The organism is Bacillus sp. B.PNR1 (assembly GCF_030386235.1).
Taxonomy (GTDB): Bacteria; Bacillota; Bacilli; order Bacillales; family Bacillaceae; genus Bacillus; species Bacillus stercoris.
In genome coordinates this window covers 539,747-551,687 of the sequence record NZ_JANYMN010000002.1, presented here as the reverse complement: position 1 = coordinate 551,687, position 11,941 = coordinate 539,747, and the positions used below count along the sequence as shown (strand labels likewise).

Here is an 11,941-nt window from a genome sequence, read left to right as displayed (position 1 = left end):
AAAACTAGTTTATTTATCGGCACGCGCATGCTTCATTTATAGGTGAATCACTTCCATTTTCTAATAAAAAAAACTTAATCTCGAAGTGAGATTAAGTTTAAATATGAGATACGATAAGCGTACAAGTTCCTTTCATCGTAAAATCGGGCATTTGAGCCGGCAAAATAAAGTGATCGCCTTTTTTGAGCGGACATGTTTCGCCCTCATACATCAGCAAACCGCTTCCTTCTGTCACGCTGCAAATCAGAAAGGATTCATCCTGAGCCATTTCAGCTTCGCCATTGATGTCCCATTTATATACCGAAAAATATTCCCCTTGAACAAACGTTTTAATGGTTATTCCTTTTCTTGATTCGGTCGATTCATCTATATACCCATCCACATGGGGAACTGTAGCGGCATTGACCGCTTTGGCAAAATGAAGCTCTCTCGGATTCCCGTTGCTATCAAGACGGTCATAATCGTACACCCGGTATGTGGCATCTGAATTTTGCTGAGTCTCTAAAACTAGTGCCCCCTTGCACAATGCGTGCAGCGTTCCGCTTGGCACATAATAAAAATCACCCGGTTTAATTTTGATCCTTCGCAGCAGGCCCTCCCAGTCACCACTGTTGATCATTGTGACAAGTTCGGTTTTTGAGCGGGCCGTATGACCGTAAATGATTTCCGCGTTTTCCTTACAGTCGATAATGTACCAGCATTCCGTCTTGCCGAGTTCTCCCTCTTCGTATTCTCCGGCATAGTAATCATCAGGGTGAACTTTAATTGACGTATCTTCCTTCACATCCAGCAGCTTTGTCAGAAGCGGAAACCGGTTCCCCTCTACGCCGCCGAATAGTTCACGGTGCTCTTCCCAAAGCTCGATCAATGTCTTTCCTTTATACGGGCCATTCGCAACAGTGCTCGGTCCTTTTGGATGAGCGGAAATGGCCCAGCATTCCCCCGTTGATTCTGAAGGAATACCGTATCCAAATCTATCTCGTAAAGCGGTTCCGCCCCAGATTTTTTCTTTACACACAGGCGTTAGAAAAATTGGTGATTGCGTCATGATCCGTACCCCTCCCCTGTAAATAACTGATCATCATTTTCCCGGTGCGCCCCTCTTACAAACGCCCGTATAAGCTGCTTTTTTCAGATGACAACATATGTACAAAGCATCATCTTTTCATGATCCCTTCAAAGAAAACGCTTCCTTTCTATTATATCACGTTGAAAAGAAGCTTTGTTTCAGCCTTTTCCTCGAGAAGAATAATTCTCCTTTTTTGATACAAATTAATAAAAACCGTCAATCTGTTTATGAAGGAGAGAAACTATGCAAATCGACTCTGATCTCCAGAACAATTTAGACACACTGAAAAAAACATTGGGACAAAACGACGATATGATGTTTTATACATTTGCTTTCGGAGATAGCAGACGGAAGGCGTGTTTACTGTATATTGACGGTCTGACAGAGAATAAAATGCTGGCGCAATATGTCATTTCTCCTTTACAAAAAGAGGCTTTAGCCCATAAGGAATGCTCGATTGAAGACTTATCTGCCTTTTTTTTCGGCTTTCATCATAGCGTTGTTTCAACAATGAAAGAAATAGAGCAGCTCGTCTTTACAGGGCAAGCCATTTTGCTAGCTGATGGCTATCGCGGAGGATTAGCTTTTGACACAAAGTCAGTTAAAACACGCACTCTTGAAGAACCCTCCTCCGAAGTTGTGGAACGCGGTCCTAAAGTAGGGTTTATTGAAAACCTGCGGACAAACACGGCGCTTTTGCGGGAAAGGACGAGTGACCCTAACCTTATCATCAAGGAAATGACTCTCGGAAAAAGGACGAAAAAGAAAGTCGCTGTCGCTTATATTCAGGATATCGCCCCAGATTATGTCATCAAGGAAGTGTTTAAAAGGCTGAAATCAGTCAATATAGATGATTTGCCAGAATCGGGGACGCTTGAACAGCTGATTGAAGATGAACCTTTTTCAATTTTCCCTACGATTTTAAGCACAGAACGGCCAGATCGTGTAGAGGCTGCACTGTTAGAAGGACGAGTGTCCATATTAGTGGATGGTACGCCGTTTGCTTTGATTGTACCGGCTACGGTAGACGAATTTATTCATTCTCCCGATGATTACAGCCAGCGCTGGATTCCAATGTCACTTGTACGACTTCTCCGTTATTCCAGCATCCTGATCACCATTTATTTGCCGGGTCTGTATATTTCTCTCGTTTCTTTTCACACCGGGCTATTGCCGACTAGAATGGCCATTTCCATTGCAGGCAGCAGGCTAAACGTACCGTTCCCGCCTTTTGTAGAGGCCTTTATCATGATCTTTACGATCGAATTGATTCGAGAAGCCGGATTAAGGCTTCCTAAACCGATTGGACAGACGATCGGCCTTATCGGCGGCGTTGTCATTGGGCAGGCAGCTGTTCAGGCGCAAATCGTCAGTGCGCTTATGGTCATTGTCGTTTCTGTCACTGCACTGGCATCCTTTACCGTTCCTTCATACGCTTATAACTTTCCGTTGCGGCTGATACGCATAGCAGCAATGATAAGCGCAGCAGTACTTGGTGCGTATGGTGTCATTATGGTCTTTCTGTTTGTAATCGGTCACTTAATGCGCCTGAAAAGCTTTGGCGAGGATTACATTATCCCGATCATGGCGCAGCCTGGACAGGATTTGAAAGACACAGTCATCCGTATTCCCACAATGTTTTTAAAAAGAAGACCGACACGAAACGATCCCGAAGATAACAACAGACAAAGGTGATGGCTATGAGGAAATCAGAGCATAAACTGACATTTATGCAGACGCTCATTATGATCAGCAGCACATTGATCGGTGCCGGGGTGTTAACTCTTCCCCGCTCAGCCGCCGAAACCGACAGTCCGAGCGGATGGCTTATGATCCTGCTGCAGGGCGTTATTTTTATTATCATCGTTCTGCTTTTTTTGCCTTTTCTTCAAAAAAACAGCGGAAAAACTCTTTATAAGCTCAACAGCATTGTAGCTGGAAAATTCATCGGCCTTCTATTAAATTTGTATATCTGTCTTTATTTCATTGGGATTGTCGGCTATCAAGCACGGATTTTAGGGGAGGTTGTCGGTTTCTTTTTGTTGAAAAATACGCCAATGGCAGTTGTGGTGTTTATATTTCTTGCAGTCGCCATCTATCATGTGGGCGGAGGCGTTTATTCAATTGCAAAGGTATACGCTTATATTTTCCCCATTACCCTTATTATTTTTATGATGCTTCTGATGTTCAGCTTTCGCTTGTTCCAGCTCGATTTTATCCGGCCGGTTTTTGAAGGAGGCTATCAAAGCTTTTTCTCTTTATTCCCAAAAACACTATTATATTTCTCAGGATTTGAAATCATTTTTTACCTGGTCCCTTTTATGAGAGATCCGAAGCAAGTAAAAAAGGCTGTCGCTCTGGGCATCGCGATTTCCACAGTGTTCTACAGCATTACTTTGCTCATTGTGATTGGCTGTATGACTGTGGCTGAGGCAAAAACGGTGACATGGCCGACCATTTCCCTTATTCATGCATTAGAGGTTCCGGGTATCTTTATTGAACGATTTGATTTGTTCTTACAGCTGACCTGGACAGCCCAGCAATTTGCCTGTATGCTCGGATCCTTTAAAGGCGCCCATATCGGGTTAACGGAAATCTTTCATCTGAAAAATAAAAATAATGCATGGCTGCTGACTGCAATGCTGGCTGCGACATTTTTCATAACGATGTATCCCAAGGACTTGAACGATGTGTTTTATTACGGGACACTTCTTGGATATGCTTTCTTAATTGTGATTACAATTCCATTCTTCGTCTGGTTTTTAAGCTGGATACAGAAAAAATTAGGGAGGGGTCAGCTGCAATGAAAACAGCAACAAAGCTCGCAGTCATGTTTTTTATGCTGCTGGCCCTCTGCGGGTGCTGGGATGTCAAAAATATCGAGAAACTATCCTTTGCCAGAGGGCTGGCAATCGATGAGACAGATGATCACCAGTACAAACTGACGTATCAAAACCTGCTTCCCCAAAGCGAAGACAGCCAATCATCCGGAAAACCCGAATTTGTTAATGTGACATCCCACGGGAAGACGATCCTGGAAGCAGTCAGTGATGTATCCATCAAGGACCCTCCTGTTTACAGCGATCATTTAAAAGTGATTCTTTTGGGAGAAAAACTGATGAGAAATCAAAATGTTGACCAAGTCTTCAACCACTTTATCCGGGATGATGAGTTGCGGCGAAGCAGCTATTTGATGGCAGCCAGAGGGAAGGCGGCTGATATCTTTACAAAAGGAAACCCCAATCAGCAGCAGCCAATGCCCTCCGAAAAACTGATTGATTTGACTACTCACAGCGGGTATAACGGTAAGATTATGATACCGCTGCGCATCGGAAGAGCTTCTGTCTACTCTCAGAACGGGTACAGTTATCTTATTCAAGCCGTGAAAAACGAAAAGGGAAAAGCCAAGTATGACGGAGCAGGCATTATCAAAAGGGGCAGCAATAAACTCGTTGGGTTTCTTTCAGCTGATGAAACCCAAACACTGTCATGGGTCATGGGGACGATCCAAGGCGGTGTCATGCCGACAACAGATAAAGGGCATCCGATTACGTTTGAAATCAAAAAGTCGAAAACCAAAATTAAGCCGGAAATTGAAAACGGTAAGCCTATCTTTCATATTTCTGTTAAAACGAAGGGCATCCTGACAGAAGACCAAAACCCGAATGAAAACTCCTTTAGCAAAAGTTATTTGCACAGGCTGGAAAACATTTTTGAAAAAAAGCTTGAACGAGATGTAAAACAGGTGATGGATAAACTGCAGCACGAGTATAAAACCGATCCAGTCTTTTTCTCAAACCACATAAGGATTCAATACCCTGACTACTGGAATAAAGTAAAAGGGCATTGGGATGAAATATTTACTGAGGCTGATTTTAGGTACAATATTTCTTTTAAAATCATTAATTTTGGCTCGGTAGGAAAGTGAGCAATTAAAAAGGTGCGCATGGATTGCGCACCTTTTTTATGTTCCGACAGTTTGCTGTTTTCCGGCCTGTCCTCCTTGTCCGTTTTTGTCCCGTAAATCCTGCTCAATTTCTTCAAGGCTTTTTCCCTTTGTCTCTGTCACTTTAAATCGGACAAATAAGAAGGCCATGATACCGATTGCGGCATAAATCAGGAATAAATAACTGATTCCGATCGCTTCCATTAACATTGGATAGGTTAGTGAAACAATGAGTGTCCCAACGTGCAGCATTAAGGTCGAAACACCCGTCCCGATTCCTCTGACGTGAAGCGGGAACAATTCAGGAAGCATCACCCAGACAACCGGCCCCCAGCTGACTGCAAAGACAACGATAAACACACCTAAACAAATGACGGTCGTCCATGAGGCAGCCGGAGTGTCACCGAAAAAGAGATTTACTAAAGCGAGAACGATCAAGCTGATCACCATCCCCGCATTCCCGAATAGCAATAACGGCTTTCTTCCGATCTTGTCGATGACTTTAATCGCTACTAATGTCATGAGAACATTGACTGTGCCGATTCCGACCGTTCCTAAAATTGAAGCGGAGTTTCCGAACCCGACGTTTGTAAAGGTTTTTGGCGCATAGTAGATGATCGTATTCGTTCCGATAAATTGCTGCAAAAATGCCAATCCCAAACCGGCAATCAGGGCTGGGCGCACCCATGGATCGAACAGCTCCTTCAGGCCGCCTTCATCCTGCTTTTCCGCTTCTTTTATATCATGTATTTCCTGATCAATATCTGTTGTGCCACGCAACTTTTCAAGAATTTTCTTCGCTTTGTTTTCTTCGCCATTCGTGAACAGCCACCGCGGGCTCTCCGGCATAAACAAAATGCCAATGAGCAGGAGCAGTGACGGTACAGCAGCCAATCCAAGCATCCAGCGCCACGCTTCAGCATCGGCAAATATGTAATTGACAATATAAGAAAGAAGGATGCCGACCGTGATCATCAGCTGATTCAGTGATGACAGCGCCCCGCGCTTATGCTTTGGCGCCAGTTCAGATAAATAAAGCGGCACGATTGTTGTCGATGTTCCGACTGCAAGTCCCAAAATGATGCGAAACAGCACCATGACTCCCGTATTTGGGGCCAGTGCCACACCAAGACCGCCTATACAAAACAACAGCGCGGCCGCCATAATTGCTTTTTTTCTTCCGAAACGGTCAGTCAGCTTGCCGGCCGCTCCCGAGCCTAGTATCGCCCCAACCAGTAAGGAGCTGACAACAAGCCCTTCTGTAAACGCATTCAATCCTAATTCCTTTTTCATAAATAAAATAGCTCCGGAAATCACTCCGGTATCATAGCCATATAACGCGCCACCAAGAGCTCCGAAAAAATAAAGCCATATATTTGACTGCTTTTTCATAAAAATGACTCCCTTTCTCCATCAGCTGCAATGAGATAGTCTGTGGGATTTTTTTAGAAATCTTTTAGCCTCTTTTTCCGGTCATTAAACCTTTTAATTTTGTAGATCATGAGTCTTCCAATCATTTACTTGAATTTTTTTCAATGTCACCGAAACATTTTACCTGTTCCAGCGTCCAATATAAGGTGATTCAGCACATCATCGTTATCAATTTTCAAAAACAAGAAATTATAAATATAGGAATATTTATCGGAAAATGTCTTTCGAGGAGTTGCCCCATGGCAAAATGAATGGTACGCTTCAAATATTAAAGAAACGTGAGGTATTGATATATGGAAGAACGATCACAGCGCAGAAAGAAAAAGAGAAAACTGAGAAAATGGGTGAAAGTCGTTGTCGGTTTAATGGCTTTCTTAGTCATTGCGGCAGGCTCTGTCGGCGCCTATGCTTTTGTAAAGCTGAACAATGCTTCTAAAGAAGCGCACGTCAGCCTAGCACGCGGAGAACAATCAGTAAAACGGATTAAAGAATTTGATCCTGGAAAGGATTCTTTTTCTGTATTGCTCTTAGGGATTGATGCCAGAGAGAAAAACGGCGAGACCGTCGATCAGGCAAGAAGTGACGCGAATGTGCTGGTTACATTTAATCGGAAAGAAAAAACAGCTAAAATGCTGAGCATCCCGCGTGACGCCTATGTCAACATCCCCGGCCACGGGTATGATAAATTCACACATGCTCACGCCTACGGCGGCGTTGATCTGACTGTGAAAACAGTTGAAGAGATGCTGGATATTCCCGTGGATTATGTCGTAGAAAGCAATTTCACGGCTTTTGAAGACGTCGTAAACGAGTTAAATGGCGTCAAAGTAACAGTAAAAAGCGATAAGGTCATTCAGCAAATCAAAAAAGATACAAAAGGCAAAGTCGTTCTTCAAAAAGGAACACATACGCTTGATGGGGAAGAAGCGCTCGCTTACGTAAGAACACGTAAAGCGGACAGTGACCTTTTACGCGGGCAAAGACAAATGGAAGTGCTGAGCGCTATTATAGATAAGTCAAAATCATTGAGCTCAATACCAGCTTATGATGATATTGTCGATACGATGGGACAAAATTTGAAAATGAACTTATCTCTTAAAGATGCTATCGGCCTGTTCCCGTTCATCACTTCATTGAAATCAGTTGAGTCTATTCAGCTGACGGGTTATGATTACGAACCTGCCGGCGTTTATTATTTCAAATTGGATCAGCAAAAGCTGCAGGAAGTGAAAAAAGAGCTGCAAAATGATTTAGGTGTATAATGAACGGGATGGCGATTACGCCATCCCGTTTTACATATTTCCTTGTTGAAAATTTTCAAAGTAACGTTTAGCCTTGGTTTATATGGATTATGTTTCGCAGGCAAGCTGAACATACTACACGAAGCAGCTTCATTTTTAAGGAGGTTTCCCCTACATATGAAATGTATTGCGATTGATTTAGATGGAACATTGTTAAATAAAGAAAGCGTCATTTCTGCAGAAAACAGAGCGGCAATCAAGCGGGCCGTTGATGCCGGCATTCTCGTCACCATTTGCACGGGAAGAGCAACATTTGATGTAAAAGCGCTGCTGGATGACTTGGACATCCCAATCATTGCGGCTAATGGCGGCACGATCCACGACACGGGTTACCGTTTGATCAGCCGGACATTAATGGATCAGGAAGCCGGCAAAGCGATTGCTGATTACTTACTGTCAAAAAACATTTACTTTGAGGTATATACAGATGACCATCTGCTTTCTCCTTTTGACGGCGAAGCTAAGCTGCACGCGGAGCTAGACATTCTAAAGAGCGCAAATCCAAACGAACAGACAGATGAATTGTGGCAAGGGGCCATGACTCAATTCAAGCAGTTTGGCATTAAACCAATCCCTCATATCGAATCTGTTTTTGAGGGCGGTGAAAACATTTATAAGCTTCTTTGCTTCTCCTTTGATATGGACAAGCTGAAACAAGCGAAGGAAGAGCTGAAGCATCATAAAAAACTGGCGCAAACCTCTTCCGGAAAACATATTATTGAAATCCTGCCGGCCTCTTCAGGAAAAGGACGCGCGTTAACAAAGCTGGCTGACATATACGGAATTGAAACACAGGATATCTATGCGATCGGCGACAGTCCGAACGATTTGTCCATGTTTGAAGTCGCCGGACACCGTATCGCCATGGAAAATGCGATTGATGAATTAAAAGAAAAAAGCACCTTTGTCACAAAAAGCAATGACGAAAATGGTGTGGCCTACTTTATAGATCAGCTTCTTTCAGGGCAATATGCATAAAGAAAAGACTCCAGAGATTCTGGAGTCTTTTTTTTTATTGCACCCGTATACTTCCTGCGTATTTATCCTTCCAATACGTGCTCGTGTTCATATTGGTGATGGTCACGCCGTTTGATAATGTGACATGAACAACTTGTCCGTTTCCGATATAGATGGCGGGATTTAAGCTTGTTGATTGGAAGAACACAATGTCTCCCGGCTTCAGGTCCGCCTTCTCAATCTTAGTGCCGGCTGTGTACTGGCTTGTTGCGTATCGAGGCAGGGAAATACCGGCTGCTTTCTGGTATACATACTGGACAAATCCAGCTGTATCAAATCCTGTCTCTGGAGACACTCCGCCCTGTTTGTAAGGCACTTCTCCGACATAAAGCGTAGCTTCGGATACAATCGGATTTTCTTTCGGGATTGTCAGGTTGTCAAATCGGCGAATGCCCGTCATTTTCGATTTCCAGTAATCCTCTGATAAATAGGAAATGGTTACTTTTTCTGATCGGCTTGCCTGGATAAACCTGCCCCCGCCCGCATAAATGCCTGCATGCGAAATTCCTGTTTTATACGTATTGCTGAAATAGACGACATCACCTGGTTTTATATTCTGAGGGGCTACCTTCTCGCCCACTGCCCACTGCTGTTCGGCTGATCGCGGCAGATAAATGCCGAGTGCCTGTTGAAACACATATTGCACAAGCCCCGAGCAATCAAAGCCCTCTGACGGTGTGCTGCCGCCAAACACATATGGAATGCCGATATATTTTTCAGCCTCCTGAACGACAGGAACATCAGCCGTTGCCGGATCGGCAGCGATACGTCTCGCCCCGATATAAGACCCGCTCCAATAGCTGCTTTTTTTGTAATTGGTGATGATAACCCCTTTTGACTGTGTACTGTGAATCATTTGGCCGTCTCCGATATAGAGAGCGTTGTGTGTCGGAACAGTGCCGCTGCTTCCCTCTTTCTTGAAAAACAAAATATCACCCGGCTTCAGGTCTTCCGGTTTTACAGCTGTTCCGATTTTATACTGGTCGTTTACAGATCTCGGCAGATGAATATCAGCCTTACTGAAAACATATTGTATTAATCCTGAAGGGTCGAAGCCCTCTTTCGGCGATTCACCGCCGTATTTATACTGATAACCAAGCAGGCTTTTTGCTTCGCTGATGATCAATTCAGATGATGTATCAGCCTCCGCAATCTCCGCTTTTGTCATAATGGGAACCAAAAAACAAATGATAACCGCCACAAGCAAAAACTTCTTCCAGTTTGCTAGTGAGTTCACTTTTAGTATCTCCTCCTCTTTTTGCAGTTTTAACATCGGTATTTTTTTGAATATGTTAAGCAACATTTTGAAATTTTTACAGAATGAATATGCTGGGTAAATAAAAAGAGAGTGTCTCATCAGACACTCTCTTTTTTGAATTATTTATTGGTGCTTGCCGTTTCTTCCTGCTGTTGGATTTTATGCATCTCTGTATCAATCTTCTGTTTTTCCTGATCTGTCAGCTGATCATTGAATTTAAAAGCTGACATAAACATGAACACGATGGCTACGGCAACAAACGGCCAGATGGCTTTGACAAATTTCATCTTTATCACTCCGATTATTTAGATTTTAGTTTGTCACTATGATCAACATCAAACGTCAGTTTTCCGTCTTCTACTTTCCAAGCGAAATTAGAGTCTTTCGTCAGTTCGCGAATAATTGTTTTCTGTTTAAGGCTGTCTTTTTTCACAGGTGCAGGTGTCGCTTCATGGATATCGATCGGTGTCACTTCAAAGCGGCCTGTTCCATTTTTCTTCAGGTGATACTGAACAAGTGCACTGTCTCTCGTTCTCGTCCAGCCCTGGTCAAAGACAAAGTTTCCGAGACTGTAGAAAATAACGGTTCCGTTATATACTTCAATCGGTTCTAAGACGTGCGGGTGATGGCCGACGATGATGTCAGCTCCCGCATCGGACATGGCTCTTGCAAGCTGGCGCTGGCGGTCGTTTGGATCATTGTCATACTCTTGGCCCCAGTGTGACTGCACAACCACGATGTCCGCATATTTTTTCGCTTCTGAAATCATAGGGATGAAGATTTCAGGATCTGCGGGAAGCACGCCAGGTGTATTCTTTTTAGCTGCGAAGCCTTTCCCGGACACATCGGTAAAGCCAAGCGTCGCAATCGTTATCCCATTGACTTTCTGGTACGAAATTTTCTTTTTCGCATCACTTAAGCTGTACCCCGCTCCAACGATATCAAGGTTTTGCTTCGCAAATTCTCCAAGTGTATCTTTCATCCCCTGAACGCCGTAATCCATGGCGTGGTTGTTTGCGCTGTTGAGAACCGTGAAATTCATATCCTTCAATACTTTCACCGATTCTTTATTCGTCTGCAGATGAATCTCTTTATCTGCTTGTTTATAATTCTTTTGATAGGTTACCGGGTTTTCAAAGTTTCCTGCTACATAATCCGAGGATTTAAAGATCGGTTCAACATATTGAAAAATACTGTCTGCCCCTTTTTGCTCCGTTACTTTTTCAACATAGCGGCCCATCATAATATCGCCGACAAATGAGGCGGAGAGTACGTCGTCAGAATACGTTTTGACCTTCGGTGTTTCTGCTTGTCCCGCCCACATGAAAGCGAACATGAGGACAAAAACGATCGGAATGGCAATAAATACGTGCTTATTGGTTTTCTTTTTTTGCTGTTTTGTCAGCTTTAGCAGCTTTTCATGAAAGCTCAGTTCTTTTTTCATCGTTTGACACACCTTACATTAAATTAAGTAGTAAACAAACATGATAGCAAAGGTCGCTCCGCTCAATAGCAGCGTGCTTCCGAACGTAATCGTTAAACCTTGTTTCTGAATGGTATTGGCAATTAAACCTGGCACGATGATGCCGATTCCTCGAAATTCTGCGATTTCAAATGGTACAATCGGGTATAGAAAATCAAATGCGATTTTCAGTACGATCCCTGTTATCAGCATGGCAGCGAATTTTCTGCGTCCGTACAAAATCATAAATTTGGATAAACCGTATTTCACAATGACATACGTGAGCAAGCTCACTAGCAAAACAAGTAAAATAAAGACCGGCTGATTAAACACAAGTCCTAAATATCCCGGTACAACCAGTCCTGCCGGCACGATCCCTGTTTTTTCCGCGAAAATTAAACTGAGTAGTACACCTAAAATGAGTGCGATGTATAAATCTGATCCGAACATGTCTGCA

At 43.4% G+C, this 11,941-nt stretch carries 11 protein-coding genes; 5 read left to right on the top strand and 6 right to left on the bottom strand.

Annotated features, from left to right (window positions below):
- Positions 1 to 97 precede the first annotated feature (97 nt).
- Positions 98 to 1,048, bottom strand: a complete 951-nt coding sequence (gene manA, locus NZD81_RS14180; protein WP_069150441.1) for a mannose-6-phosphate isomerase, class I — start codon at positions 1,046 to 1,048, stop codon at positions 98 to 100.
- A 264-nt stretch (positions 1,049 to 1,312) separates the two neighbouring features.
- Between manA and gerBA the strand changes: the two genes are divergently transcribed.
- The 3 genes from gerBA to gerBC are packed head-to-tail and all read left to right on the top strand — an operon-like array spanning position 1,313 to position 4,997.
- Positions 1,313 to 2,764 carry a spore germination protein GerBA gene (gene gerBA / locus NZD81_RS14175; protein ID WP_282373711.1) on the top strand — a complete coding sequence of 484 codons (1,452 nt, stop codon included), beginning with the start codon at positions 1,313 to 1,315 and terminating at the stop codon, positions 2,762 to 2,764.
- 5 nt (positions 2,765 to 2,769) lie between these two features.
- Entirely contained in the window at positions 2,770 to 3,876 is a 1,107-nt protein-coding gene (gene gerBB / locus NZD81_RS14170) for a spore germination protein GerBB (protein WP_282373712.1), read from the top strand.
- Positions 3,873 to 4,997: a spore germination protein GerBC gene (gene gerBC, locus NZD81_RS14165; RefSeq protein ID WP_282373714.1), complete on the top strand. Its 1,125-nt coding sequence runs from the start codon at positions 3,873 to 3,875 to the stop codon at positions 4,995 to 4,997. Before gerBB ends, gerBC begins: the two co-directional genes overlap by 4 nt.
- 36 nt (positions 4,998 to 5,033) lie before the next feature.
- Here gerBC and NZD81_RS14160 read toward each other — a convergent pair whose 3' ends face one another.
- The gene (locus NZD81_RS14160; protein ID WP_040081624.1) at positions 5,034 to 6,407 is read right to left on the bottom strand and encodes a sugar porter family MFS transporter; all 1,374 of its coding nucleotides are present in this window, start codon (positions 6,405 to 6,407) and stop codon (positions 5,034 to 5,036) included.
- A 332-nt stretch (positions 6,408 to 6,739) separates the two neighbouring features.
- On the opposite strand from NZD81_RS14160, the gene tagT reads away from it, so the two are divergent.
- Together tagT and ywtE are read left to right on the top strand one after the other, a co-directional pair.
- Positions 6,740 to 7,708: a polyisoprenyl-teichoic acid--peptidoglycan teichoic acid transferase TagT gene (tagT, locus tag NZD81_RS14155; RefSeq protein WP_014665604.1), complete on the top strand. Its 969-nt coding sequence runs from the start codon at positions 6,740 to 6,742 to the stop codon at positions 7,706 to 7,708.
- A gap of 156 nt (positions 7,709 to 7,864) precedes the next feature.
- Entirely contained in the window at positions 7,865 to 8,725 is an 861-nt protein-coding gene (gene ywtE / locus NZD81_RS14150) for a 5-amino-6-(5-phospho-D-ribitylamino)uracil phosphatase YwtE (RefSeq protein WP_014665605.1), read from the top strand.
- 34 nt (positions 8,726 to 8,759) lie between these two features.
- Here ywtE and pgdS read toward each other — a convergent pair whose 3' ends face one another.
- The 4 genes from pgdS to pgsC form a co-directional block, all read right to left on the bottom strand.
- A complete protein-coding gene (gene pgdS, locus NZD81_RS14145) occupies positions 8,760 to 10,001 on the bottom strand; it encodes a gamma-DL-glutamyl hydrolase (protein ID WP_282373718.1) in 1,242 nt (413 codons plus the stop codon).
- Between the two features lie 140 nt (positions 10,002 to 10,141).
- Complete coding sequence (gene edmS / locus NZD81_RS14140; RefSeq protein WP_014665607.1) at positions 10,142 to 10,309, bottom strand: extrachromosomal elements maintenance protein EdmS; 168 nt, start codon at positions 10,307 to 10,309, stop codon at positions 10,142 to 10,144.
- 14 nt (positions 10,310 to 10,323) lie between these two features.
- Positions 10,324 to 11,466: a capsular polyglutamate synthetase PgsA gene (pgsA, locus tag NZD81_RS14135; RefSeq protein ID WP_040081622.1), complete on the bottom strand. Its 1,143-nt coding sequence runs from the start codon at positions 11,464 to 11,466 to the stop codon at positions 10,324 to 10,326.
- An 18-nt stretch (positions 11,467 to 11,484) separates the two neighbouring features.
- Positions 11,485 to 11,934 (bottom strand): poly-gamma-glutamate biosynthesis protein PgsC, encoded by a 450-nt coding sequence (pgsC, locus tag NZD81_RS14130; RefSeq protein ID WP_003227889.1) that lies wholly within the window; start codon positions 11,932 to 11,934, stop codon positions 11,485 to 11,487.
- Positions 11,935 to 11,941 lie beyond the last annotated feature (7 nt).

Coding starts and splice junctions, on each gene's coding strand:
- manA (WP_069150441.1), bottom strand. CDS start 1,048: ATGACGCAATCACCAATTTTTCTAACGCCTGTGTGTAAAGAAAAAATC.
- gerBA (WP_282373711.1), top strand. CDS start 1,313: ATGCAAATCGACTCTGATCTCCAGAACAATTTAGACACACTGAAAAAA.
- gerBB (WP_282373712.1), top strand. CDS start 2,770: ATGAGGAAATCAGAGCATAAACTGACATTTATGCAGACGCTCATTATG.
- gerBC (WP_282373714.1), top strand. CDS start 3,873: ATGAAAACAGCAACAAAGCTCGCAGTCATGTTTTTTATGCTGCTGGCC.
- NZD81_RS14160 (WP_040081624.1), bottom strand. CDS start 6,407: ATGAAAAAGCAGTCAAATATATGGCTTTATTTTTTCGGAGCTCTTGGT.
- tagT (WP_014665604.1), top strand. CDS start 6,740: ATGGAAGAACGATCACAGCGCAGAAAGAAAAAGAGAAAACTGAGAAAA.
- ywtE (WP_014665605.1), top strand. CDS start 7,865: ATGAAATGTATTGCGATTGATTTAGATGGAACATTGTTAAATAAAGAA.
- edmS (WP_014665607.1), bottom strand. CDS start 10,309: ATGAAATTTGTCAAAGCCATCTGGCCGTTTGTTGCCGTAGCCATCGTG.
- pgsA (WP_040081622.1), bottom strand. CDS start 11,466: ATGAAAAAAGAACTGAGCTTTCATGAAAAGCTGCTAAAGCTGACAAAA.
- pgsC (WP_003227889.1), bottom strand. CDS start 11,934: ATGTTCGGATCAGATTTATACATCGCACTCATTTTAGGTGTACTACTC.